This window comes from Candidatus Rhabdochlamydia oedothoracis, from assembly GCF_019453995.1.
Classification (GTDB): domain Bacteria; phylum Chlamydiota; class Chlamydiia; order Chlamydiales; family Rhabdochlamydiaceae; genus Rhabdochlamydia; species Rhabdochlamydia oedothoracis.
Window position 1 is genome coordinate 242669 of record NZ_CP075587.1, and the last position, 22686, is coordinate 265354.

Here is a 22686-nt window from a genome sequence, read left to right on the forward strand (position 1 = left end):
GGTATCAAAACCCATAATGCTAAGGGCAGTTCCTATAGATCCTTTCGTCATGCTATAAGTATATTAGATAATAGAGCTCTTCTGAAACCTAAATTTTAATCACCACCTAAGCTACTATATCACCTCACGCGTGAGGTGATATGAGATTTGAGAACATTAAAAAATTGCAAAGCTCAAATATAGGATTTGCTTCTAATTTCTACTCATAAAAAATTTTTGATGTTATATAAACCCAGAGAAAGAAGAAAAGATCTTTTTTATTTTAGAAAGACCCAATCCAAATCTATAGTTTTTGTAAATAGTCTGCTTTTTTCATTAAAGAAAGAGCCTTTGGCAAATACTTTACAAGATCTGATGCTATAACACTATATGAAGTCAAATCCTCAGCTGCTTTTTTTCCTGCTACTGCATGAATAAAACAACCTAAAGCAGCAGCATAACGAGAGGTTAACCGATGACAGAGAAGAGCTGCAATCACTCCTGTTAGTACATCTCCGCTTCCAGCTGTTGCAAGTGCTGGATCTCCTTGAGTGATAATTAAGGGCAAATGACCACAAGTAAAGATAAAAGTAGGAGCCCCTTTTAAAACAAGAGTTACTTGTTTTTCATCTACATAATTTTGACATAAAAATAACCAGTCTATTTCTTGTGTTGTATCTGATTCAAGCAATCTTTTCATTTCCTGTTTATGAGGAGTCAAAATACAAGAAGGAGGCAATTTCCAAGAGGAGTGTGTAGCTAAAGAAAACAAAGCATCTGCGTCGATGACTAATGGTTTATTGAACTTAAGTAGATGCTGAACGATTTTATCCGTTTTTTTTACACGTCCAAGACCTGGGCCTACTAATACAGCTTTAGCTCGAGCAATTTCTTGATCTAACGCGTCAAAATTCTTATCATCTAAAGTCTGATGCATCATTTCATAAGGAACTAAAATCTTATCTGGGGAAAATACACGCACAATCCCCGCACCTGATCTTAAAGCTGCATAGCTTGCTAAAACAGCAGCTCCTGGCATCTCTTCAGAGCCTGCAATAGCTACAACATACCCTTTTTGATATTTATGCCAAGAACGTTGAATAAGAGGTAATTTAAGAGAAGACAAATTAAGCAAACAAGCAGAGGCTTTTACTTGATCTTCTGGGAGACCAAAACCACCTCGAACAATTTCTCCTACATGATCCCACCCGTCTCGTAGAAAGAATCCTGTTTTTGCTAATTCTAAATAGATGGTTTTAGTAGCATGAATAGCGATTAATCCAACCTCACCTGTGGTGCCATTTAAACCTGAGGGAATATCAATGGCAAGAATAGGAAGTTTTGAGCGATTAGCTATTTCAATAGCAGCGGCTAGCTCGTTATCTGCACTCTTTTTCATTCCAGTTCCTACAAGAGCATCTAGAATAAGGCCCGCATGACTCATCCTCTCTTGTATTTTTTCAAGAGAGAATTCTATTTTTCCTCCTTGAGAACAAAAATTCTCATACATATTCCGACACAAAGCACTAAATCTCTCTACCGGATAAATGGGGTAAGCTATAACAGAGTATCCCTTTGCTACTAGAATTGCACCTGCAGCAAAACCATCTCCTGCATTATTTCCTCTACCTGCAAAAAGCAATACTTCTTTAGGTAGTTTTCTTTCCTGGGTAAATTTTTCTACTTGCATTGCAACAGAAATTCCTGCTTGTTGCATAAACCCTAATTCTGAACAGCCCTTTTGAAAGGCTCTATTCTCTATATCCTTCATCTCTTGAGCGGTAACAACTTTTATGCCGTCTAATTCCATTATAAATGCTCTTCCTTAATAGCTCTTTGCAAAAGAGATTTTACCGCATCTCGTGGATCTAATTGTTCATAGAGTATAGAACAAATAGCGGCTGTAATAGGGACAGGGATATTTTTTTTCTCTGCTAATTGTAATGCAGAAATACATGTATAAGCCCCTTCAACTACCATGTTGATTTTTTCTTGAGCCCGTTCCCTTGTCAATCCGTCTGCAATTAATCTTCCAAACATATAATTACGACTAAGCTTGGATAAACAGGTAACACAGAGATCTCCTAACCCAGACAAACCATTTAAAGTTTCTGGATTACACTTTTTAGTAACAGAGAGTTTTCGAATTTCATGCAACCCTCGTGTCATTAGAGCAGATTTGGTGTTATCTCCAAATCCCAATCCATCTGAAATACCGCAAGCAATAGCGATAATGTTTTTCATAGCTCCACCAAAAGCCACTCCATTTATATCTGCATTGGGATAGATACGAAAATAGGAAGTCATAAATAAATCAACAACTTGGTGCATCAAAGGAACATGATAAGCTGCGCACACAATCGAAGTAGGCAATTTTTGAATGACTTCTTCTGCATGACTTGGACCACTTAAACAAGCAATCTTATCCCGCATCTTTTCCCCCAAAACCTCTAATACAACTTCGTGCAATAATAAACCGGTATTTTGCTCAATTCCTTTGGAAGTAACAATAACAGGACAATGTACTTTTCCCCTTTCTAGGACCTGTTCAAAAACAGGGCGTATTCCTTTTGAAGTAACCGATTCAACAATATATTCAGCACCTTCAACCGCTTCCGATAAGTCAGAGGTAAAGCTAAGATTGTCACTTGCTTTACAACGAAGTAACTTAGGGTGTTCTCTTTTTTCTGATAGCAAATCGGCAAATTCTGGTTTTGCCGTCCATAAAATGACTTTATGGCCTTTTGATGCAAGTAAAGCTGCTAAACAAAAACCCCATGTTCCTGCGCCTAAATAGCCAATTTTCATTTAGATCCCTTTTTCTTTTTTTGAATAACCCTGTATTATCTATTTATTTTAATTGTAAAATAAAGTATATATATTATGTGTTTTAAACCATTTCTATTGATTCTCATAAGCAATCAAGGCTTTCTTGACATTTTCTAAATCGTCTAATTCTTTTAAAGGTGCATAGGTAAGATATCGTGGATAGACAAGCGTAGCGCTGCGAGGTAAATAATCCAATACATCAAAAAGGAATTTTTCACATTTCCAAATAAAGCAAGAAACCTGTTTTGTTTGATTGAAGAGAAGCAAGTTCGTTTTTTTTCTAGCTAGATGCAAAGGTAATTTTACACGACAATAAAGATTTTGTAAATCAGACAAACAAAAGCAAAATATATTTACATTGCAAAAAAGAAATTCTTTATATCTCTCTGGAGATATTTCTGAATATTCTATAATCGAAATGCCTTCTTTTTTTTGTGCTACAACCCCCATTTTTTCTTGAGAAAATTCTCTTTTGACCACTTTCAAAGCTACACTTAAACCAGATTCTACTGTATAACCTGTAAGTTCTGGATCTAAAGGATCTGCTAAGGGGTTATCTATGGGGATCACATGAACATATTCTATCTGTAAATCTCGCCATAAATCCGCAATTTTGCTCGTAAAAAAACTATCCAATACGTCGCCATTACCATTGGGACCTTCTGCTATTTTACCAGGAGCTTCTAAACACCAATTGCCTTTTTCATCCAAAAAGGGAAGGTTTGTTTGTGAAAAAAATTGCACCTGAGAACTCTTCAATCCAAAGAAATGATTTTTTTTTAAAAAAATTTCCGTTTCTACGTGGTTAGACAAAGAGGTCATAATCGCAATTTGCAAACACTGCCCTAACGACTGTTTTTTTTTTATTCTTTCACAAAACCTTTGAAATAAACTTTTTCTCTGGTTTTGTATACAAATGGAAAATGTGCCTTTGGGGCCCCTCCAATTCAAGCGAGATCCATCTCCTCCAGCTAATATAATGCAGCCTACTTTTCCTCGATCGATGAGCTCACGACCTAATCGTTTACAGTTTTTTGACCCTAACAAGCCAGGAGTTTTTAAAGGCGTAGATAAAATGGGGGTTTTATCCCTATCGAGCAATCTTCTTTGTTCAAGTAAAAGAGAAGGATCTAGACGTTGTGCCTGTTGCCAAAATACCTTTAGCTGATCACTGCCTAGTGTTTCTAAACCATGTAAGAGATGCGCCTGATCTAAGGAATGAAAATGTTGAGATAAAAGCTGCTTTAGCATATCTATTTCTGCAGTTCACCAAGGATTTTTATGACTTGTCTAACTGAAATATTACAAATATCTTTATGTTTTGCAATAATTGGAATATGCTGCAGCAAGGGATTTGGGGATTTCACTTGCTGTTTCAATATTCCTTGCTTAGGATCTGCCCACAAAGATATCACATTAAGTTTAAAGGGACTATTTAAATAATACGTCATAGAAAGCACTCCTGAGTCAGGAGTAAGTAAGTAACAACAATGATTCTTAATAATAGAGAGCATCTCTAATAAATTGGTTTCTCCTCTTAAATCAACAACTCCTTCTTGTACAAACGGTATTTCTTTAGAAAATCCAAATAAGATAGGGGTTAGTTTTAATTCAAAAAATAGTTGATATAGACACTCTTTCCAATAAATAACAGGCCAATTTTTCTCATATTTGTATTTTGTTTCTGTCTGAATGTGAATCGCTATATATTTTTGCATGGGATCTAATCTAAACCGCTCACATAAAGCATCATGTTCTTCTAACCAATTTAACTTTGGAGTAATCCTTCCCAATTGCCATTTTAACCAACGCGTAGGATCTGGATGTTCGATAATTACATCAAATGATTTTTCGCTTTTTTGCAAACGAGCTAAAGAGCTTTTAAGATCAAAAGGTTTTCCTCTTTTCCACGAGGAGTCGACAAGTACTTTTACTTGACTTAATAAGTTAAATCCTAAAAAAAGGTCAGGACGTGTAAGAAAAGTAATTTTAGCATCAGGTATGAACTCACGAATCCTATATATTAAAGCATAAAGACCCAGAGGAATATCGCCTAACCCTCGATTCCAGCAAATCAAAAAATATGTACTTTTTTTCTTTGCTGCATTTTTTAATAAACGATCAAAAAAGGAGATTTTAAATGTATATAGTAACGTATCAAGCATGTGAATCTTAAGAGGGTTGGCTAAACAACGCTTGTAAAACTTGTTGATAAACCTCTTCTACTTCAATGGCTTTCATACAGCGAAAATCAATGGGACAAGTACGCTTATAACAAGGCGAACATGTGACGTGTTTATGGATTACTCTACCCTGAGAAAAAGGACCGGTCACTATTTCATTAGTAGAGCCGAATAATGCAACAACAGGTACGCCTAACGCATCAGCAATATGCATAGGTCCACTATCATTAGAAAGAAAAGCTCTACATAGAGAAATTAGGCTGGCTAACTCTCTTAAAGAGGTTAAACCTGCTAAGTTTATAGCTCTTGGTGGCAGAGTCCGACAAATGCTTTTAATAAGAGAGACACTCTCTAGATCTCCAAAAAACACAAGATGAATCTTTTCGTTTTGTAATAACTTATGGGCCACTTCCACGAATCTCTCAGGGAACCAACATTTAGCCGAACCATACGTAGCAGCTGGGTTAATACCGATTAAGATATCACCCTCTTGCACTCCTTGCTGCTTGACTAGCTCTTGCGCTGCTTTTATTTCTTGATTAGCAAGATACAACCGAGGGTTTGTTTTTGAAACAGGAATTCCCAATACAGACAATAACATTTTATATGTCTTGACGAGATGTTGCTTTTTTAATTGAGAGGGAGGATGAATAGGATGGGTTAATAAAAAACTTCTAAAATTACCCCCGTATCCTATCCGATAGGACACATGCCCTCGATAAAACCACCAGGAAGAAGAAAATGAATTGGTCAATAAAATGCCTAAGTCATACTTCCCTTGCCGTATTTTTTCCATAAGATCTCGGTGATTATCTCTACGATTAAATCCACTAGCCTTACTAAAACAAAATATCTCATTAATATCGGGATCCGTCTCTAATAACTGACAAACGCCTATACGACACATTGCTGTAATGGAAGCTTTTGGAAAAGAGCTGCGTACATCGGAAAGAATAGGAGTTGCCATGACAAAATCCCCTATCCAATTAGGCATGCGTATGATGATACTCTTAGGATCTATGTGTTTAATTGATTTCATGGGTTCATCATAATAATAATCAGCAAAAACTCACAAAACAATTCGTTTTAATAATTGTGGTAAGCACCTCATCAGGTGTAATTTTACGAATACAATTCATTAGATCTCTTGCATAACCAATAAGCAATCTAAAATTTTAAAGTATTTTAATCCATGAGAGCTGGAAGTAGCCCTCGAGGCGGTAGCAAATCAAAACTTTCACAAGACCAAAAAGAGTCTCTACTAAAACACCTACATGAAAAGACCTATCTTAAAGTCAAAGGGATCATAGCTTATGTGCATGAGCAATATGGGATAAAATATTCCCGAAGTGGCATGACAGATTGGCTCATACAGCACGGATTTGTTTATAAACGTCCTAAAAAGATTCCTGGGAAATTAGATCCTGAAAAACAACGAATTTTCATAGAACCTTAAACCCTGATTAAGAGATCTATTTCATAGATGCTGTGCATCCTGAACATCAGTCCCAAGCCGTATGTGGATAGATCAAAAAAGGCGTTCAAAAGACTTTGCAGACATCCGGGAAACAATTGCGATTGCATTTTGCTGCAGCTCTTTGCCTGACAGGAATGAAGATTTTTACAGAGGAATATAAGACAGTTGATGCCGATGCAATGCTCGATTTTTTCAAGAAGCTAGAAAAACAGACAGAGGCTCGAATTATTCATGTAATTTTGGATAATGCGAGATCAAACAAAAATAAGAAACTAGAAGAGTTTCTGATGTCTTCTAGGATTAAAGTGCACTATCTCCCTCCTTATTCGCCGAATTTGAATCCTATTGAACGCTTGTGGAAGATCTTAAAGGAAAAGACGGTATACAATCGATATTACGAAACGTCGGTGACTTTTTTTCAGGCAATTAGAGGATTCTTCTTAGAAGAGATACCGAAAATAACAGATATTTTGAAATGTAGGATAAACGACAAGTTTCAAGTCGTTGACTTAAATCCCATTAAGCTAGCCGTTTGAATCGGCACTAGTATAGAAGCATTTTCACTACATAAAAACCATTGGAGGATATTCTGGAAAAAAATTTGCAAAGAGTGTGCAGGAGATATTAGGATGTATATTAGAAATAGCCAAAAGAAATACACTTCATACTTTTACAGTTATTCCCAAAAGATGGGTTGTAGAGCGTTCTTTTGCGTGGATAGAAAAATGTCGCAGGCTATGGAAAAATTGCGAAAGAAAACTACATACAAGCCTGAATATGGTGGTTCTTGCTTTAAAAGTTGGCAAAAAAAACCAAAAAGTTTTAAAATTAATCCACTCCATCACACTAATGAAAGCTTTAAAATAAGGGGTTATGCAAGAAATCTAATGATAGGCCCTGACCCAAACGCCATCTACCCCATTAAGGACTATACGAAGCTCGTCTTCCTAAAAAACTTCGTCAAGGCCACCAATATTATCGTAGGTGAATATACCTATTTCGATGACAGGCGCCATGGTCCAGAGAAATTTGAAGAATATAACGTCCTCTATAACTACGATTTCTCAAAAGTTAAACTCATCATCGGGAAATTCTGCGCCATTGCAGCAGAAACAAAATTCATCATGACGGGAGATCACAAGCTCGATGCGATCAGTACATATCCATTTCCCATCTTTCAGAAAGGGTGGGAAAACGTTTTCAATATATTTGATCTTCCTGTAAAAGGGGACATCGTTGTTGGGAACGATGTTTGGTTTGGATATGATGTGCTTGTCAAGGGGGGTGTAAAGATCGGAAATGGAGCGATTATCGCTACGCGCGCAGTCGTCGTCAAAGATGTTCCTCCCTATGCAATCGTAGCAGGCAACCCTGCAAAAATTGTCAAAATGCGCTTCGATGACAAGACCATCGAACGACTTCTACGCATCTCTTGGTGGAACTGGGATATTGAAAAAATTAATCGTCACCTTTCCTTGATCTGCAATCTTGATGTGGATCGATTAGAAGCGGCTGGCTTGGAGGAGTAGAATGATTGACATCAAAAGAGCAAGCTTTTGGTTGTACAATAGAGGCTTTTTCTAAAAGTGTTTTTGCAGTTGTTGTCTCTGCTATATGTGTTATGCATTTTTCGGCGATTGAAATAGTTTTTTTTAAGACTAATTGAGTAGAAATATCTGGAAAAGGGTGATTTTTTCCTGCCGTTTTCCGTGGTACTTTCGAATGCGAAATTACAGAGCCTACTACATGCATAGTGCAAGACATTCATTCCTTGTATTTTTTTTATCAATTAATAAATTTATGGAAATACAAGGACTATTGCAACCTAATATTTTGAATCGACCGCAATTAAAAGAGGGAATTTAGCTAGTTTTTGCAAACCTGCACTTAAATCGTATATAGTGGTTCCGATTCAATCGCATAAAAAAATATAGGATTAACGACAAGTTTCAAGTCGTTGACTTGAACCCCATTAAGCTAGCCGTTTGCATTAGCACTACTATATACTGAAATGCATTAGAAAAAAGACTTTTCAAACACTAAATTCATTGAAATTTTCTAATGGATTGAGATATGAGTTTTGCTCATATGCAACTAAAAGAGAACTTTTTAACAAGAAACCAAAAAGACCTCCTCAAGGCTCGTCATCGCCATGAACGGGATAAAAGGCTATGCGATAGAATCAAATCTATTTTATTGTTAGATGAAGGGTGGACATACCCACAATTAGCACATGCTTTACTCCTAGATGAGGATACGATAAGGCGTTACTATAAAACTTATTTAGAAGGTGGCAAAGAAGCATTGCTGAATTTGAACTATGCAGGATCGGAATCATATTCTCTGAGGTATTTCTGAACAGTGATAGGGCTTATCCGGAGTGCTTTAGCAAGATTTTTTGTTGAGATACCCTCATCATAGCCCAAAATTACACAAAGCCTATTCCGTTCAGAGTAGTCTTTTGGATGCTTTAACTTGTGTTCTAAGTCAGCTATCTGGCTAGGGGTCAGTTTTTTCATACTCAATAGCTTAACACAAAACAAAATATTTTTCTATACGATTGAATCGGAACCACTATATACATGCCATAATTGCACACAAAGAAGGGGTTGCTCCTTAAACGGAGTAGGTTAAACTCTCCAATATAAACGAGATTTTTTCAAATCTCAAAACCGCTCATTAAAGAGCAAAAAAATGAGGAGCAACCCATGAAGCATTATATTGGATTAGATGTATCAATGAAAAGAACTTTTATCTGTGTATTAAATGAACAAGGTAAGATTGTCCATGAAGGTTCAGAAAAAACAGATCCTGATTTACTAGCAGATGATTTTTCCAAAAGAGATTTTCAAGAAATCGTTGTTGGCTTTGAAAGTGGATGTTTATCTCATTACCTAGTCACAGGATTTAGAAAAAGAGCTATAGATCCCCTATGTATGGATGCAAGGAAGCTGAGTACGATTCTTGCTTTGAAAATAAATAAGACAGACAAAAATGATGCACGAGGAATCGCAGAAGCTCTTCGATCAGGTATGTATACACGAGTACACTGTAAGCCCCAAGATTCAGTAGAAAAAAGCATTTTGTTAGTTTCCAGAAGAGCGCTAATTAAACAGCAAACGCAGTTAAAAAATACTGTAAGGGGCTTGCTTAAAAGTTACGGAATACGATTGGGATCTGTGGGATCCAAAAGATTTTCGTCTGTGGTTGTAAAGCAGATAGAAAAACAGGAAAAAAGTATTGTTCTGAGCATAACCTCTCTATTAAATACCTTTGATAAGGTAGTTGAGGAAGTAGAAAAACTGGATAAAGAAATGCTTAAGCTGGTCAGTCAAGATAAAGAAGTACAACGGCTTATGACAATCCCTGGCGTAGGACCTGTAACAGCATTAACCTATAAAACAGAAATTTTTGATCCCACTCGTTTTAACGATTCTAAATCAGTAGGAGCCTATCTTGGTATGACGCCTAAACAGTATGCCTCCGGAGAGGTGCAAAGACAGGGAAGAATTTCAAAATGTGGATCCAGTGAACTTAGATCTCTATTAGTTGAAGCCGGAATAGTAATGCTGACACGAAGTAAGAAATGGAGCAAGCTAAAAGCTTGGGGATTAAAAATCATGAGAAAAAAAGGAATGAAGAAAGCCGCCTTAGCAGTAGGTAGAAAGTTATCCGTAATTATGCATAAGATGCTGATTGAACAAAAAGAATTTATTTACGGTGAGCCAAAGGCAGCTTAAAAACGCATTTTTTTAGAAATAAAAACATTAGGAAAAGTGACTAAAATTTTTTGCAGGAGAAAAACGAAGAAATAGGTAAAGACGACAAATGAGTTGGCTCTTAGAAGCCGTAATATACATTGTCTTGCCCATTTCATTTCGGATAGCATAATGGAGCGAAGAATCTAAAATAGTTTTCTTCAAAAAGACTCCGCAGAGAACCCTGGACTTATCTCCCGCATTAAACTTTGCTGTCCTAAGATCTTAAAAAACGCCTTTTATTTTGCAAGCAAAATATCGGCTCGGAGAGCTTATGAAGAATTAAGAGAATTTATATTCCCCTTGTGTGCAATTAGAGAACTCGTTTACATTCAAATTAAGAGTTTGAGTGTATAAACATTTTTATACAAAAGATAACATCTTCTTGCAAAATAGAGCAGTTTTTTCAAAAAAAACTAGTTATGCAATTCTTAATTTGAAATCAAACTAGTATAGATTGATTATTGACATCTTAAAGTTATTCTCGGAAACGATATCCTACACCGCGCACTGTTTCAATCCAATCAAAGTTAGGACCTAGTTTTTTGCGTAAGGATGCGATGTGTACATCTATGTTCCGATCGACGATAAAAGCATCGTCATTATGGATATCATCCAGTAATTGATTGCGTGTTAAAACTTTGCCGCGGTTTGTTAGAAGGCGGCGTAGAATGCCGAATTCAGATAAGGTAATGGTAATTACTTTATCTCCTTTGCGGAGCAAATAACGATCTACTTCTAAGGAAAATTCGCCAAAGGTAATGATTTTTGGCGCCTTTTCAGGTTCTTTAGCACGGCGTAAAACAGCTTTAATGCGAGAGAAGAGCACTTTAGGAGAAAAGGGTTTAGGTACATAATCATCAGCGCCTAGTTCTAAACCTAAAATCATGTCTAACTCTTCTGATTTAGCTGTTAGAATGATGACGGGAATGCCACGTAGATCGGGGTTTGCTTTCATTTTACGGCATACGTCAAAACCGTTTTGTCCGGGTAACATAATATCGAGAATGACCAAATCTGGTTTTTCTCTTTCAATAGCGCGATAACCATTTATGCCATCTACTTCAACATGCATCTTGTATCCAGATGCTTCTGCTTGTAATTTGATTAGCGCTGCAATATCTTCTTCGTCTTCGATTAGCAAGATTCTTTTTTTATGACTCATCTATGACCTCGTTTAGCAATGGATAAATTAAGTTTGTTTTTTAATTCAAGCAGAGAAATTAAATTTTTTTCACGCTTTTTGTGTACTTGTGTCATGATGAGGGGCGATGTTTTTTCGATGGGATGGTGGAAAAATCGTTTGCTTAGTGTGGAAAATCTCTCTGGATCTTGCGATACAAAAAATTGGTATTTGGCAGGATCTGTTTGCTGGTTTAATAAATCTAGTTTAGATAAGAACTGTCTTGTTGTTTGGGCGCATCTGCTTGCTGGATCTAATAAGGGAATTTTATTCCCCATACACTGTCGAATGAGAGACTGAATGAGAGGATAATGCGTGCATCCAAGCAATATCGCATCAATCGATTCTTCTGTAAGGGGGGATAGATACTCCGTCACTGCTAATTGAATGATTGGATGATCAAAATATCCTTCTTCGATTAAGGGAACAAACAGAGGGCATGCAATACAAGATAGGGAAACATCAGGCAATTTGGTGTATAATTGTTTTTGATAAGTTCCAGATGCAATTGTAGCTCGTGTTCCTAAAACAACAATAGATTCATTAGGTTTAGTCTCCATAATTTCTTCTATGGCCTGCTCTATTATGGCTATAATGGGTACATTGATAATACTACGAATAATCTCTAAGCAAGCAGCACAAGCTGTATGACAAGCAATGATTAATAATTTGATATCTTGAGATAGTAAAAAATCTATGCTTTCTAAGACGTAAGTAGTAATTAACTCAATGCTTTTATTCCCATAGGGAAGATGTGCGGTATCTCCGAAATATGTGATATTTTCGTGTGGCAAGCAAGTAGAAATTGCTTGCATTACGTTAAGACCTCCTAATCCAGAGTCAAAAATGCCTATTTTTTTTTGACTGATATCACTCTGTGTCATGGGGAATTTTTAGCTCCTGTCCGGGGAATATGGTATCTTTAATCAGTTTATTATTTGCTTTAAGCTCTTCAACCGATACATGATGAAGCCTAGCGATTTTTTCTAAAGAATCTCCTGCTCGAACCTTATAAGATTTTACTCTTGTTTTTGTTGTAGAGGGATGTATTTTTTTAAGTAGGTCTGCTATTGTGTTTTTTAGCTCAGAGACATTTTGCAAGCCCTTTTCATGAGCGATTAATTGTGTGTTCATTTTGTTTAGATGTTCTAAGAGTTGCTCTATATCTTTTTTCAGGTTTTTTATCTCAGAAGAGAGTTTATCTATTGTATTTTCTTGCATTTGCATACGTGATTGAAGTTCTTTGCATTCAATGAATACAGGAGTTTTTTGTGCATCTATTTTTTCTTCCATTAATTGCATATCGACTTCAAATGTACGGATTTGATGCTTTAAATCTGCTATTTCTAATTGCAGCTCGTAAGAAGAGGGAATATATTCGCGTGTTTTCCCATAGCAAAAAGTGGTTATGAGCATGCATGTAAGAAAAAGGGTACTCATTATTTAAGAGGGATTGTAAATTTTGAATTCTGCACGTCTATTTTTGGCCCAAGCCCCTCTGCTGCATTCTCGAATAGCGGGTTTTTCTTTTCCATAGGAAACGGTGTGGACTCTTTCTGGATGGACTCCTTTTTGGACAAGCATAGAACGGATATAGTTAGCTCGTCTAGCTCCAAGAGAGAGGTTGTATTGCTCTGGCCCTCTTTCATCGCAGTGTCCTTCAACAAAAATAAACAACTGGGGATTTTTCTTGAGGTATTGTGAAATTTGATCGATGATTTGGTAGTAGTTTTTCCCCTCAATTGTATCTTTATCTGTATGGAAATAAAGGGTTCTAAAAATCTCTGCTTCAAATCCTTTAGGACAGCTAAATCCTTCAATTCCAGGCAGCCTTCCTCCTCCAGGGTCGTTTTTAGGAGGGGGAATAGCTGCTTCGCTAAACTGTTGCTGCAGGTCTTCTTCATTTAATGCAATAAACTCTTCTTCCATAGGACCTAGAAGATGGTCATAAGGGTCATTTGCATAATCCCATAAATCATTTGCCTTTTTATAATTACTAGATGTCAAGCTGTCTTTCCAGACAGAGAATCTATTTCCCATACACCCTGTTAAAAAACAGGTGCAGCTCAAAATTCCTATAATGGTTTTTTTATTCATTTTTTTCCTCTCTTAAAGTCCCCAATTAGGGTAGTGTTTTTTCCCAAGGCCTCGACTGATTTTAATAACTTGGGGTTGGTTTAAATTAACAACGTAAATTTCAGAGTTGCAATCTTGTGTAGAGTTAAAAATAATATGGTTGCTATTTGGAGCCCAAAAAGGATTTTCTTTATTACCAGGCCCTGAGGTTAGTTGCCACTCTTCGTTTTTTTCAAAATCGTAAATCCATATTTGCCGTATACCATTTGTTTTAGCACTATAAGCTAATTTTGTGCCATCAGAGGACCAAGATGGACAAGAGTTTTCTCGGTTTTTTTTAGTAATCATAACAGCAGGGGGGCGTTTTTTATCAGAGTTTATAGAGATAATGAAAATCCGCGTTCCTCCATCTTTATTGGAAGCGAAAGCAATTTTAGAACCATCGGGGCTAAATGCAGGAGAAGCTTGTACTGCATGTGGGTGTGAATAGATTTGAATGGGTTTTTCCATTTTACCCGTTTCGGGTGAAAATGCTTGGAGAAATAGATCTACACGGCCACTTGCATCAGAGATAAAGGCAATTTTATTTCTTTGGCTAGAAACAGCAGGTAGTAATTGATTTCCTCTTAAATGACTAACTCGTTTAGCTTTATCTGTTTTTGAAGCTTGAAAATAAATTTTAGGTTGACCTGTTTTATAGGATACAAAAAAGAAGCCTTCTTTAGAAGAGTTTTCTCTTTTAGGTAATAAAACAGGGCTGATGCAATAAGTTTTTTCTGAAGTGACTTGACATGCATTAGCTCCATCCCAATCGCATTCCCAAATTTCAGAAATCCATTTTCCTGATTCGTTATGTGGAATTTTTTGAGAGAATAAAATTCTGGTGCTAGCAACGCCTTCTATAGAAAACAAGGCTTTATGAAGAGCATCTGCTAATTTATGAATTTTTTTTCGGTCTTGCGATAAATTACCGCTAAGCAAAATAGGGCCGAATGTTTTCAAGCAAGACTTGCTGACATTAAAAAGATATAGGGTTAACTGCTTTTGGTTAACACAACATTTCAGTATATAAGGAATCCCAAATTTTTGCCAGTTTTGGATTTGAAAAGCTGCTGTTAGATCTTTGTTGCGGAGTAATTGTTCTTTATCAGACGTTCTTTGACAAACCTTTGTAGATCCATTATAGTCCAGATCGTAGCAAAGAATAGCTTCTAATTGATTTAAATAATGGACATCAAAAACCGCTTTTTGAGAAAAGATTTTGCCTAAGTAGATCGGTTGTAGCTGACTTATAGTTGGTAAATGGACTCTAATTTCCTCTTCTATTTTCTCCGCACAAACCACCGAGGAGAAAAGGGTAATAAAAAGATAGACGCTGATAAAATAGATATAGATTTTAGAGAGCATTGCAAAAAGTTAGGGTAAAAGTTTGTTCGTTATTAAGTGTGACTTTTTCATTGTATTTAGGTAATACAATGTTAGGTAAGCACTTTTCTAAATACAGTTTATTTGCTTTACTTTCTGCTTGAAGGACCAATAGCTCAATTATTTTACCAGCTGGGCTGACTGTTATTTTTACCTTTACTTCTCCATATTCAGGAAGCTGTAGTATCTGAGTGAGCTCTTTAACCAATGATGCTGTATAGCTAGGTAATGTAGGCTCTTCTTGTGCAGGAGCCACAGCTACTTTAGAAGGTAAAGATGCTGTAACAATTGTACTGCTTTTGCATTGTTTATCATCTTTTTGTTCAATTTTCGCAATACTTTCTTCTAATTGTTTGAGAATAGAAGGAGGAATATCAAATTCTTGAAGTGGGGGTTTTGGAGTAGGGATTCTTCTTTTCCTCTGTTTTATAACAGAGGAACTCTTTTTAACTAACGGTTTTATGGGTTTTGGAATGGGTGTTTTTTTTGGGGTTAGACTTGTTGTTTGTGCATTAGGGTAAGAGGATTTTAAAGAGATGGTTTTTACAACAAGATTCTGCGGTTTTTTACTTTGTTTCTGCGGCTTTGATCCCATTAACATGCCCACAAACCCTATGTGGGCGCTTATCAACAAAAAGAGAAGAATCTTCTGATCCATACTCTCATCCAGATTTTACGATGACATCAAGCTGCTCAAATCCTGCTAATTCTGCTGCATTCTTAACAGATTGATAAACTCCAAATTGTGCTCTTTTATCGTGAAAAAGCTGCAGAGGGATATTGCCTTGTTTTTGATGAAGGTCTTTTAGGCAGTGCATTAATTGTGCTTCAGAGATTCTTGTTTGATTTAACCAAATAGAATTATCTTCATGCACATAGATAGTAGCTATTGCATTTTCATAAACAGGGTAGGTTAATTCAGAAGAAAAAAAAGAGAGCTGTACACGATCTACTTCTACCATAGGGGCAATAAGAATAAATAAAATTAACACAACAAAAACGACATCAATTAGTGGGGTTAAATTGACCAGGTTTTCTTCAGAGGAAATCTCTTGATAAGAGAACTGTCTTTTTTGACGCATCAATCCAGATCCACCCTGCGATATTGTAGTTCTAAATAAGAAAGAAGCTCATATAAAAAATCCTGCATTTCTGAGGAATAATTGGAAATTCTATGTTTTAAGTAATTATAAGCAATTAAAGCGGGGATTGCAATAACAAGGCCTAAAACAGTGGTTGCCAAAGCTGTAGAAAGACCTCCTATAATCACACTATTAGAACCAATGGAGCTACTGTTTTGCAAACCTGAAAAAGTCACTAAAATGCCCCAAACCGTTCCTAATAAACCTAAAAAAGGAGCAAGTGATACAATAGTTGGTAGAATAAATAGGTTTTTTTCGAGTTGTTTTACATGATAAGAAATCGTGGTCAGTACATGGCTTTCCACAGCCTCTAAATCAGTAGAGGATAGATAGATCTTAGGCTTTTCCAAATCTTGTGTAGAAAAATACAAATTCTTGTTGAGAATTTCTCCTGTTTTTACTTTAAGAGATCCGAGAATATGAGCAAAAGGGTGCAGATCTTTACAAGCGTTTACCTCTTGTAAATCTATTTGTAGCATTCTTTCCTTTTGACTTGTGTAGTTTTTATAGAAAATTTGAGATAAACGAGCGGTTCTATGGGTAACTTTAATTTTCTGGATCAGTATAATCCAACAGATCAGAGAAAGGCCGATTAAGGCCAACATAATTGCTTTGCCAAAAACATCGGACTGGGCATAAGCATTGATAAATGTAGTAAAACTAGCTATTGGGATTTCAGGCATGATCATACGAAGGGTTCTTCCCTAAAGAGATAATGGGAAAAAAGAAATTTGTCAATCTTAAACATTCGATAGGAACGATTATCAACTTTTGTAGTTATGACTTTGCTTTTCTATCTCTTTGTATACAGGCTGCTCAAGAGTTTTCCACACAAATTATTGTGCCTGTCTGTGATCATATGTTTAGCGGGGAAAAAGAAGATTCTCTTTTTTTACAAAAGGTTTATGCGCTTTTTCCTGATGTGCAATTCATTGAATTTCCTTTCAATATCTCTAAGAAACACGACCCTCATTATTGGCATAATTTATCCCGTTTGATAGGTAGTTTTTTTTTACAAAAAGAGATTCAATATGTGCTCTTTCTCGATTGTGATGAAATTGTAGACACAAGCCATTTTATAAAATGGCTAGAGCATTTTAACTATACTCAATACACAGCAATACGGCTTGCTAATTACTGGTATTTCCGCAGTAGCTCTTACCAGGCGACGAATTGGGAAGACACGCCTCTTTTCTTAAAAAAAACCAGAGAGAATCTACAAGCTCTTATGCATCCACAAGAAAGAGCGGGTACCTATTTCTCTGTGCAGTCAGAGAAAAAACGGATGTGCTTAAGCTTGGACAAAAAGCCCATGGTTCATCATTTTAGCTGGGTTCGGACAAAAGAACAGATGCTAAAAAAAGTATCTAATTGGGGCCATCGTAAAGAGCGTAATTGGAAGCATTTAGTAGAGCAGGAGTTTTGTTCTTCTTTTCAAGGAACCGACTTTGTCCACGGTTACTGTTTTGAAACCGTGGATCCTTTTACTATTGATTTATCAGCTCAACCTCTAGAAGTAGCCTCTAATGCTAGCATAGTGAGGCTTAAAGCTCATGAGGTACATTGTATCGATCTTTCTATACATTTTGAAATTGATTTGCCTCAAATCGCTCATCTTTTAAAGCATTTTTAGTTCTAAAATAGTTAGTGAATTTTTATAAAAGTAGTATTAGAGCCTGTTTAAAATCTTCTCATTAAGGTATAATGATAGTTTTCATAAAACCTTTGGAGGTAGTTATGACCTGCTCTTATCCAAGCGATATTTCTCGTAAACAATTTAGCAAAATCCATCTAAGCGCCTGTTTAAAATCTTTTCATTAAGGTATAATGATAGTTTTCATAAAACCTTTGGAGGTAATTATGACCCGCTCTTATCCAAGCGATATCTCTCGTAAGCAATTTAACAAAATCCATCTAATACTTGAGTCTACACGCAAAAAAACACGTCCACGAATAGTTGATCTATACTAGTGCCGATTCAAACGGCTAGCTTAATGGGATTTAAGTCAACGACTTGAAACTTGTCGTTTATCCTACATTTCAAAATATCTGTTATTTTCGGTATCTCTTCTAAGAAGAATCCTCTAATTGCCTGAAAAAAAGTCACCGACGTTTCGTAATATCGATTGTATACCGTCTTTTCCTTTAAGATCTTCCACAAGCGTTCAATAGGATTCAAATTCGGCGAATAAGGAGGGAGATAGTGCACTTTAATCCTAGAAGACATCAGAAACTCTTCTAGTTTCTTATTTTTGTTTGATCTCGCATTATCCAAAATTACATGAATAATTCGAGCCTCTGTCTGTTTTTCTAGCTTCTTGAAAAAATCGAGCATTGCATCGGCATCAACTGTCTTATATTCCTCTGTAAAAATCTTCATTCCTGTCAGGCAAAGAGCTGCAGCAAAATGCAATCGCAATTGTTTCCCGGATGTCTGCAAAGTCTTTTGAACGCCTTTTTTGATCCATCCACATACGGCTTGGGACTGATGTTCAGGATGCACAGCATCTATGAAATAGATCTCTTCATCAGGGTTTAAGGTCTCCTTTAAAGCCCTATATTGTTCTATGAAAATTCGTTGTTTTTCAGGATCTAATTTCCCAGGAATCTTTTTAGGACGTTTATAAGCAAATCCGTGCTGTATGAGCCAATCTGTCATGCCACTTTGGGAATATTTTATCCCATATTGCTCATGCACATAAGCTATGATCCCTTTGACTTTAAGATAGGTCTTTTCCTGTAGGTGTTTTAGTAGAGACTCTGTTTGGTCTTGTGAAGGTTTTGATTTGCTACCGCCTCGAGGGCTACTTCCAGTTTTATTTTCGGAATCATATTCTCTGAGGTATTCCTGAACAGTGATAGGGCTTATCCGGAGTGTTTTAGCAAGATTTTTTGTTGAGATACCCTCATCATAGCCCAAAATTACACAAAGCCTATTCCGTTCAGAATAGTCTTTTGGATGCTTTAACTTGTGTTCTAAGTCAGCTATCTGGCTAGGGATCAGTTTTTTCATGCTCAATAGCTTAACACAAAACAAAATATTTTTCTATACGATTGAATCGGAACCACTATATACATGCCATAATTGCACACAAAGAAGGGGTTGCTCCTTAAACGGAGTAGGTTAAACTCTCCAATATAAACGAGATTTTTTCAAATCTCAAAACCGCTCATTAAAGAGCAAAAAAATGAGGAGCAACCTATGAAGCATTATATTGGATTAGATGTATCAATGAAAAGAACTTTTATCTGTATATTAAATGAACAAGGTAAGATTGTCCATGAAGGTTCAGAAAAAACAGATCCTGATTTACTAGCAGATTATTTTTCCAAAAGAGATTTTCAAGAAATCGTTGTTGGCTTTGAAAGTGGATGTTTATCTCATTACCTAGTCACAGGATTTAGAAAAAGAGCTATAGATCCCCTATGTATGGATGCAAGGAAGCTGAGTACGATTCTTGCTTTGAAAATAAATAAGACAGACAAAAATGATGCACGAGGAATCGCAGAAGCCCTTCGATCAGGTATGTATACACGAGTACACTGTAAGCCCCAAGATTCAGTAGAAAAAAGCATTTTGTTAGTTTCCAGAAGAGCGCTAATTAAACAGCAAACGCAGTTAAAAAATACTGTAAGGGGCTTGCTTAAAAGTTACGGAATACGATTGGGATCTGTGGGATCCAAAAGATTTTCGTCTGTGGTTGTAAAGCAGATAGAAAAACAGGAAAAAAGTATTGTTCTGAGCATAACCTCTCTATTAAATACCTTTGATAAGGTAGTTGAGGAAGTAGAAAAACTGGATAAAGAAATGCTTAAGCTGGTCAGTCAAGATAAAGAAGTACAACGGCTTATGACAATCCCTGGCGTAGGACCTGTAACAGCATTAACCTATAAAACAGAAATTTTTGATCCCACTCGTTTTAACGATTCTAAATCAGTAGGAGCCTATCTTGGTATGACGCCTAAACAGTATGCCTCCGGAGAGGTGCAAAGACAGGGAAGAATTTCAAAATGTGGATCCAGTGAACTTAGATCTCTATTAGTTGAAGCCGGAATAGTAATGCTGACACGAAGTAAGAAATGGAGCAAGCTAAAAGCTTGGGGATTAAAAATCATGAGAAAAAAAGGAATGAAGAAAGCCGCCTTAGCAGTAGGTAGAAAGTTATCCGTAATTATGCATAAGATGCTGATTGAACAAAAAGAATTTATTTACGGTGAGCCAAAGGCAGCTTAAAAACGCATTTTTTTAGAAATAAAAACATTAGGAAAAGTGACTAAAATTTTTTGCAGGAGAAAACCGAAGAAATAGGTAAAGACGACAAATGAGTTGGCTCTTAGAAGCCGTAATATACATTGTCTTGCCCATTTCATTTCGGATAGCATAATGGAGCGAAGAATCTAAAATAGTTTTCTTCAAAAAGACTCCGCAGAGAACCCTGGACTTATCTCCCGCATTAAACTTTGCTGTCCTAAGATCTTAAAAAACGCCTTTTATTTTGCAAGCAAAATATCGGCTCGGAGAGCTTATGAAGAATTAAGAGAATTTATATTCCCCTTGTGTGCAATTAGAGAACTCGTTTGTTTTTAAATTAAGATTTAACTAAGCAAAATTTCCTAGATAAAAGAGGTTGCAGTTCTTCCCGATATTTAGGAATATTTTCAAAAAAAGCACAAATTGCCTTCTTAAAATCTAAGAATTTTTCATAATATCGATTATTGCGGACTTTTTTATTCATGAATCGCCAAAGGCGTTCAATCAGATTGAGATCGGGAGAATAAGGAGGCAAGAATTTGATTTCTACTCTGGATGTTTTTAGGTAATTTGCAACGATTTTTGACCTATAGTAGGCAGCGTTATCGCATATAACCACGATTCTTTGTGCAAAAGGATACTTTTCTTCCAATTTTTTAAACAAATCAAGAGTAGATTGCGCATTGATAGAGTCGGAAGAAAGAGTTGTAACTTCTAAGCGCTTTACATCTAAGGCTCCATTGATATTGATACGTTTACGTCCTGTATTTGTTAGCAATATAGCCTTAGATCCTTTTTCATACCATCCATAAGAGGGTTTGGAATTGTGTTGAGGATGAACCCCATCTAAATAAAGCAGTTGATCTGTTTGAGCGAGTTCTTTTTCTAGATTTTGCAATTCTTGTGAAAAAAGCTCTTTAGCTTCCTCATTCACTTTTCCAGGAATCAGCTTAGGCTTTTTATAGGTAAAGTTTAACCGATGCAATAAAGAAACCATAGCTGATGGTGTATAACATATTCCAAAGTGGTCTTTGGCAAAATTGACAACTTGTTTAGCTGAACTGGGAGCTTCTTCTTTTACATATAGAAAATTTCAATGAATTTAGTGTTTGAAAAGTCTTTTTTCTAATGCATTTCAGTATATCGATTATTGCGGACTTTTTTATTCATGAATCGCCAAAGGCGTTCAATCAGATTGAGATCGGGAGAATAAGGAGGCAAGAATTTGATTTCTACTCTGGATGTTTTTAGGTAATTTGCAACGATTTTTGACCTATAGTAGGCAGCGTTATCGCATATAACCACGATTCTTTGTGCAAAAGGATACTTTTCTTCCAATTTTTTAAACAAAAAAGATTTTAAACAGGCTCTAAGGGAATAATAGAGGAACCGCATAGCTGAAAATAAAATCAGCTCCTGCTCGTTTAATACTGAGCATGGCTTCTTGAAAGACCTCTTTTGCTTGTAAAATCCCTTTTTCTTCAGCAGCCATGATCATAGCATATTCTCCGCTGACGTGATAGGCACAAATAGGCAGAGAAAGCGCTGCTTTCATTTTAGTAATGATATCTAAATAGTAAAGCGCGGGTTTTACCATAAGAATATCAGCTCCTTGTTCTTCGTCTAATAGAGCTTGGCGGATTGCTTCTCGAGCATTTGCTGGATTCATTTGATAGCTTTTTTTGTCTCCGTGTTGCAAATGAGAACCTACTGCACCGCGAAAGGGAGAATAGAGACAAGAAGCGTACTTGGCTGTATAAGCTAAAATTCCAATTTGATGAAAAAAGTGTTTGTCTAACACGGTTCGGATTGCTCTGATACGACCATCCATCATATCGCTAGGAGCTACTAAATCAGCGCCGAATTGGGCGTGTAAAAGAGCCATTTGGGAAAGAATGGAAACCGTCTTATCGTTAAGGATTTCTTTCTGTTCATTGATAATACCATCGTGTCCATGAGAGGTGAAAGGATCCAATGCGATATCGGTAATTACACATAAAGAAGGGATTTCTTTTTTTAATTTCTGTAGAGCTTGGGGTATTAATCCTTTTTCTTGGAGCGCATAAGTAGCATTTGGGTCTTTATATTCATGGGGAATAGTAGGAAATAAAGCGATTGCTAAAATTCCTTTACCATGCCAGGTTTCTGCTTCTTTAGTGAGTTTTTCTAGGGGCCAAGCAAATATACCTGGCATATTGAAAATGCTCTTTTTTTCCTTTTCTGTTGTAACAAAAACAGGTAAGACAAAGTCACTGGGAAGCAATACCGTTTCTGCTAGAAGAGAGCGGATGGCTACGGTTTTTCGATTGCGGTGAGGTCTTTTAATCAACATGAGGCCACCTTTTAAGAAAACGCATATTGATCAAAGCACACCAAAGGCTA

25 protein-coding genes and 3 pseudogenes are annotated in these 22686 nt (G+C 36.4%); 10 read left to right on the top strand and 18 right to left on the bottom strand.

The features are described 5' to 3' along the window. Positions 1–283: 283 nt before the first annotated feature. The 5 genes from RHABOEDO_RS01220 to waaF all read right to left on the bottom strand — a co-directional run bounded on the left by RHABOEDO_RS01220 (position 284) and on the right by waaF (position 6030). A complete protein-coding gene (locus tag RHABOEDO_RS01220; RefSeq protein WP_215217092.1) occupies positions 284–1789 on the bottom strand; it encodes an NAD(P)H-hydrate dehydratase in 1506 nt (501 codons plus the stop codon). Further along, entirely contained in the window at positions 1789–2787 is a 999-nt protein-coding gene (locus RHABOEDO_RS01225) for an NAD(P)H-dependent glycerol-3-phosphate dehydrogenase (protein ID WP_215217091.1), read from the bottom strand. Before RHABOEDO_RS01225 ends, RHABOEDO_RS01220 begins: the two co-directional genes overlap by 1 nt. Before the next feature lie 93 nt (positions 2788–2880). Continuing rightward, positions 2881–4059 carry a UTP--glucose-1-phosphate uridylyltransferase gene (locus RHABOEDO_RS01230; protein WP_215217090.1) on the bottom strand — a complete coding sequence of 393 codons (1179 nt, stop codon included), beginning with the start codon at positions 4057–4059 and terminating at the stop codon, positions 2881–2883. Positions 4060–4061: 2 nt separating this feature from the next. Continuing rightward, on the bottom strand, positions 4062–4886 hold the full coding sequence (locus RHABOEDO_RS01235; protein ID WP_220017672.1) for a glycosyltransferase family protein: 825 nt from the start codon (positions 4884–4886) through the stop codon (positions 4062–4064). A gap of 94 nt (positions 4887–4980) precedes the next feature. Beyond that, positions 4981–6030 carry a lipopolysaccharide heptosyltransferase II gene (gene waaF / locus RHABOEDO_RS01240; protein ID WP_215217088.1) on the bottom strand — a complete coding sequence of 350 codons (1050 nt, stop codon included), beginning with the start codon at positions 6028–6030 and terminating at the stop codon, positions 4981–4983. A 153-nt stretch (positions 6031–6183) separates the two neighbouring features. On the opposite strand from waaF, the gene RHABOEDO_RS01245 reads away from it, so the two are divergent. The 6 genes and pseudogenes from RHABOEDO_RS01245 (at position 6184) to RHABOEDO_RS01265 (ending at position 8826) form a co-directional block, all read left to right on the top strand. Beyond that, positions 6184–6447 (top strand): helix-turn-helix domain-containing protein, encoded by a 264-nt coding sequence (locus RHABOEDO_RS01245; RefSeq protein WP_220017673.1) that lies wholly within the window; start codon positions 6184–6186, stop codon positions 6445–6447. A 71-nt stretch (positions 6448–6518) separates the two neighbouring features. Continuing rightward, positions 6519–7004: an IS630 family transposase gene (locus RHABOEDO_RS01250; RefSeq protein WP_434062176.1), complete on the top strand. Its 486-nt coding sequence runs from the start codon at positions 6519–6521 to the stop codon at positions 7002–7004. A 46-nt stretch (positions 7005–7050) separates the two neighbouring features. Continuing rightward, positions 7051–7335 (top strand): annotated as a pseudogene (locus tag RHABOEDO_RS01255) (transposase); the annotation flags it as partial. Positions 7336–7355: 20 nt separating this feature from the next. Continuing rightward, positions 7356–7997: a CatB-related O-acetyltransferase gene (locus RHABOEDO_RS01260; protein ID WP_215217210.1), complete on the top strand. Its 642-nt coding sequence runs from the start codon at positions 7356–7358 to the stop codon at positions 7995–7997. 5 nt (positions 7998–8002) lie between these two features. Beyond that, a complete protein-coding gene (locus RHABOEDO_RS11070) occupies positions 8003–8134 on the top strand; it encodes a hypothetical protein (RefSeq protein WP_281069554.1) in 132 nt (43 codons plus the stop codon). Positions 8135–8556: 422 nt separating this feature from the next. Next, complete coding sequence (locus tag RHABOEDO_RS01265) at positions 8557–8826, top strand: helix-turn-helix domain-containing protein (protein ID WP_220017675.1); 270 nt, start codon at positions 8557–8559, stop codon at positions 8824–8826. On the opposite strand, the gene RHABOEDO_RS01270 is transcribed toward RHABOEDO_RS01265, so the two are convergent. After that, a complete protein-coding gene (locus RHABOEDO_RS01270; RefSeq protein WP_220017676.1) occupies positions 8787–8987 on the bottom strand; it encodes a helix-turn-helix domain-containing protein in 201 nt (66 codons plus the stop codon). The genes RHABOEDO_RS01265 and RHABOEDO_RS01270 overlap by 40 nt on opposite strands. A gap of 189 nt (positions 8988–9176) precedes the next feature. On the opposite strand from RHABOEDO_RS01270, the gene RHABOEDO_RS01275 reads away from it, so the two are divergent. After that, entirely contained in the window at positions 9177–10208 is a 1032-nt protein-coding gene (locus RHABOEDO_RS01275; protein ID WP_220017664.1) for an IS110 family RNA-guided transposase, read from the top strand. 496 nt (positions 10209–10704) lie between these two features. Here RHABOEDO_RS01275 and RHABOEDO_RS01280 read toward each other — a convergent pair whose 3' ends face one another. The 8 genes from RHABOEDO_RS01280 to RHABOEDO_RS01315 are packed head-to-tail and all read right to left on the bottom strand — an operon-like array spanning position 10705 to position 16735. Next, positions 10705–11391, bottom strand: a complete 687-nt coding sequence (locus tag RHABOEDO_RS01280) for a response regulator transcription factor (protein WP_194845051.1) — start codon at positions 11389–11391, stop codon at positions 10705–10707. Beyond that, complete coding sequence (gene murI / locus RHABOEDO_RS01285) at positions 11388–12293, bottom strand: glutamate racemase (RefSeq protein WP_215217375.1); 906 nt, start codon at positions 12291–12293, stop codon at positions 11388–11390. Before murI ends, RHABOEDO_RS01280 begins: the two co-directional genes overlap by 4 nt. Next, entirely contained in the window at positions 12280–12849 is a 570-nt protein-coding gene (locus RHABOEDO_RS01290; RefSeq protein WP_215217376.1) for a LysM peptidoglycan-binding domain-containing protein, read from the bottom strand. The genes murI and RHABOEDO_RS01290 overlap by 14 nt, the downstream gene beginning before the upstream one ends. A 3-nt stretch (positions 12850–12852) precedes the next feature. After that, on the bottom strand, positions 12853–13506 hold the full coding sequence (locus RHABOEDO_RS01295; protein WP_215217377.1) for an OmpA family protein: 654 nt from the start codon (positions 13504–13506) through the stop codon (positions 12853–12855). 12 nt (positions 13507–13518) lie between these two features. Beyond that, the gene (gene tolB / locus RHABOEDO_RS01300; protein ID WP_215217378.1) at positions 13519–14892 is read right to left on the bottom strand and encodes a Tol-Pal system protein TolB; all 1374 of its coding nucleotides are present in this window, start codon (positions 14890–14892) and stop codon (positions 13519–13521) included. Continuing rightward, positions 14882–15568: a hypothetical protein gene (locus tag RHABOEDO_RS01305; RefSeq protein WP_215217379.1), complete on the bottom strand. Its 687-nt coding sequence runs from the start codon at positions 15566–15568 to the stop codon at positions 14882–14884. The genes tolB and RHABOEDO_RS01305 overlap by 11 nt, the downstream gene beginning before the upstream one ends. A 4-nt stretch (positions 15569–15572) precedes the next feature. After that, positions 15573–15992 carry an ExbD/TolR family protein gene (locus RHABOEDO_RS01310; RefSeq protein WP_215217380.1) on the bottom strand — a complete coding sequence of 140 codons (420 nt, stop codon included), beginning with the start codon at positions 15990–15992 and terminating at the stop codon, positions 15573–15575. After that, entirely contained in the window at positions 15992–16735 is a 744-nt protein-coding gene (locus RHABOEDO_RS01315) for a MotA/TolQ/ExbB proton channel family protein (RefSeq protein ID WP_215217381.1), read from the bottom strand. Before RHABOEDO_RS01315 ends, RHABOEDO_RS01310 begins: the two co-directional genes overlap by 1 nt. Before the next feature lie 32 nt (positions 16736–16767). Here RHABOEDO_RS01315 and RHABOEDO_RS01320 point away from each other — a divergent pair, with 32 nt between their 5' ends. Then, positions 16768–17685 carry a hypothetical protein gene (locus RHABOEDO_RS01320; RefSeq protein ID WP_215217382.1) on the top strand — a complete coding sequence of 306 codons (918 nt, stop codon included), beginning with the start codon at positions 16768–16770 and terminating at the stop codon, positions 17683–17685. A 227-nt stretch (positions 17686–17912) separates the two neighbouring features. Continuing rightward, a pseudogene (locus tag RHABOEDO_RS01325) lies at positions 17913–18020 on the top strand (IS5/IS1182 family transposase); the annotation flags it as partial. Positions 18021–18030: 10 nt separating this feature from the next. On the opposite strand, the gene RHABOEDO_RS01330 reads toward RHABOEDO_RS01325, so the two are convergent. Further along, positions 18031–19065: an IS630 family transposase gene (locus RHABOEDO_RS01330; protein ID WP_220017678.1), complete on the bottom strand. Its 1035-nt coding sequence runs from the start codon at positions 19063–19065 to the stop codon at positions 18031–18033. A gap of 189 nt (positions 19066–19254) precedes the next feature. On the opposite strand from RHABOEDO_RS01330, the gene RHABOEDO_RS01335 reads away from it, so the two are divergent. Beyond that, positions 19255–20286 carry an IS110 family RNA-guided transposase gene (locus tag RHABOEDO_RS01335; RefSeq protein ID WP_220017679.1) on the top strand — a complete coding sequence of 344 codons (1032 nt, stop codon included), beginning with the start codon at positions 19255–19257 and terminating at the stop codon, positions 20284–20286. A gap of 355 nt (positions 20287–20641) precedes the next feature. On the opposite strand, the pseudogene RHABOEDO_RS01340 reads toward RHABOEDO_RS01335, so the two are convergent. The 3 genes and pseudogenes from RHABOEDO_RS01340 to hemB all read right to left on the bottom strand — a co-directional run. Beyond that, positions 20642–21364: pseudogene (locus RHABOEDO_RS01340) on the bottom strand (IS630 family transposase); the annotation flags it as partial. 65 nt (positions 21365–21429) lie between these two features. Beyond that, complete coding sequence (locus RHABOEDO_RS01345; protein WP_220017680.1) at positions 21430–21642, bottom strand: transposase; 213 nt, start codon at positions 21640–21642, stop codon at positions 21430–21432. A gap of 31 nt (positions 21643–21673) precedes the next feature. Beyond that, on the bottom strand, positions 21674–22636 hold the full coding sequence (hemB, locus tag RHABOEDO_RS01350; RefSeq protein ID WP_215217442.1) for a porphobilinogen synthase: 963 nt from the start codon (positions 22634–22636) through the stop codon (positions 21674–21676). Positions 22637–22686 lie beyond the last annotated feature (50 nt).

Bases quoted from the DNA above. Each gene is read 5' to 3' on its own strand.
- RHABOEDO_RS01220 (WP_215217092.1), bottom strand. From the start codon at position 1,789: ATGGAATTAGACGGCATAAAAGTTGTTACCGCTCAAGAGATGAAGGAT.
- RHABOEDO_RS01225 (WP_215217091.1), bottom strand. From the start codon at position 2,787: ATGAAAATTGGCTATTTAGGCGCAGGAACATGGGGTTTTTGTTTAGCA.
- RHABOEDO_RS01230 (WP_215217090.1), bottom strand. From the start codon at position 4,059: ATGCTAAAGCAGCTTTTATCTCAACATTTTCATTCCTTAGATCAGGCG.
- waaF (WP_215217088.1), bottom strand. From the start codon at position 6,030: ATGAAATCAATTAAACACATAGATCCTAAGAGTATCATCATACGCATG.
- RHABOEDO_RS01245 (WP_220017673.1), top strand. From the start codon at position 6,184: ATGAGAGCTGGAAGTAGCCCTCGAGGCGGTAGCAAATCAAAACTTTCA.
- RHABOEDO_RS01260 (WP_215217210.1), top strand. From the start codon at position 7,356: ATGATAGGCCCTGACCCAAACGCCATCTACCCCATTAAGGACTATACG.
- RHABOEDO_RS01265 (WP_220017675.1), top strand. From the start codon at position 8,557: ATGCAACTAAAAGAGAACTTTTTAACAAGAAACCAAAAAGACCTCCTC.
- RHABOEDO_RS01270 (WP_220017676.1), bottom strand. From the start codon at position 8,987: ATGAAAAAACTGACCCCTAGCCAGATAGCTGACTTAGAACACAAGTTA.
- RHABOEDO_RS01275 (WP_220017664.1), top strand. From the start codon at position 9,177: ATGAAGCATTATATTGGATTAGATGTATCAATGAAAAGAACTTTTATC.
- RHABOEDO_RS01280 (WP_194845051.1), bottom strand. From the start codon at position 11,391: ATGAGTCATAAAAAAAGAATCTTGCTAATCGAAGACGAAGAAGATATT.
- murI (WP_215217375.1), bottom strand. From the start codon at position 12,293: ATGACACAGAGTGATATCAGTCAAAAAAAAATAGGCATTTTTGACTCT.
- RHABOEDO_RS01290 (WP_215217376.1), bottom strand. From the start codon at position 12,849: ATGAGTACCCTTTTTCTTACATGCATGCTCATAACCACTTTTTGCTAT.
- RHABOEDO_RS01295 (WP_215217377.1), bottom strand. From the start codon at position 13,506: ATGAATAAAAAAACCATTATAGGAATTTTGAGCTGCACCTGTTTTTTA.
- tolB (WP_215217378.1), bottom strand. From the start codon at position 14,892: ATGCTCTCTAAAATCTATATCTATTTTATCAGCGTCTATCTTTTTATT.
- RHABOEDO_RS01305 (WP_215217379.1), bottom strand. From the start codon at position 15,568: ATGGATCAGAAGATTCTTCTCTTTTTGTTGATAAGCGCCCACATAGGG.
- RHABOEDO_RS01310 (WP_215217380.1), bottom strand. From the start codon at position 15,992: ATGCGTCAAAAAAGACAGTTCTCTTATCAAGAGATTTCCTCTGAAGAA.
- RHABOEDO_RS01315 (WP_215217381.1), bottom strand. From the start codon at position 16,735: ATGCCTGAAATCCCAATAGCTAGTTTTACTACATTTATCAATGCTTAT.
- RHABOEDO_RS01320 (WP_215217382.1), top strand. From the start codon at position 16,768: ATGGGAAAAAAGAAATTTGTCAATCTTAAACATTCGATAGGAACGATT.
- RHABOEDO_RS01330 (WP_220017678.1), bottom strand. From the start codon at position 19,065: ATGAAAAAACTGATCCCTAGCCAGATAGCTGACTTAGAACACAAGTTA.
- RHABOEDO_RS01335 (WP_220017679.1), top strand. From the start codon at position 19,255: ATGAAGCATTATATTGGATTAGATGTATCAATGAAAAGAACTTTTATC.
- hemB (WP_215217442.1), bottom strand. From the start codon at position 22,636: ATGTTGATTAAAAGACCTCACCGCAATCGAAAAACCGTAGCCATCCGC.